General features: G+C 35.5%; 1 protein-coding gene. It reads right to left on the bottom strand.

Annotated features, from left to right (window positions below):
* On the bottom strand, positions 1-317 hold a 317-nt coding region (locus tag N3F66_15220; GenBank protein ID MCX8125496.1), incomplete at its 3' end, for a hypothetical protein.
* Positions 318-560: the final 243 nt, after the last annotated feature.

Genomic DNA, 560 nt, shown 5'->3' with positions numbered 1-560 from the left:
TGTATAAAAAAGGCCATACCCTCAACATGGAGCCTGCCGCTTGCAGCTGCATAAAACGATGCTTGTTGTGTACCTGCTTTTAATACGTTGAACGCAGTTTTAGCATCCGAAAACACCAATGCAGCATCATAGTGCCCAAGGCGACGGGTGGAAGAAACCTTTCCTTTGTTGAAAATAAATGTGCGGCCTTTGTTATTTTTTGTTTTAATTGCAATTTTTACATCTACTGTGCCAATATAACGCTTAAATGCATCGTTGCGATTTGAGGCAACTTTTAACGCTAACCCCAGGATGCGGAGTAAAAGTGCGAACCTCATCGTATTATCCTTCTATATTTAAAAAAATGACAAACACAACGTCAAATGTATAATATACTGAATTGTTTTGTAAATTATTTTTTTTGCATACAGCTAAAAAATATGCTTGCGATATCAATGAAAATGATGTAATGTAATTGCCTGTATATATAACACTTTGTGGAGATTGGCAATGCTTGTAACCTATGTTAATCAGTTAGGTGAAGTTGTAGTAATAGATTTAGAAGGTGAATTTGATATTGA

It is taken from the genome of Spirochaetota bacterium (assembly GCA_026414805.1).
GTDB lineage: Bacteria > Spirochaetota > UBA4802 > UBA4802 > UB4802 > UBA4802.
The sequence above is the reverse complement of the archived record's forward strand: the minus strand, read 5'-3'. Positions and strand labels throughout refer to the sequence as shown.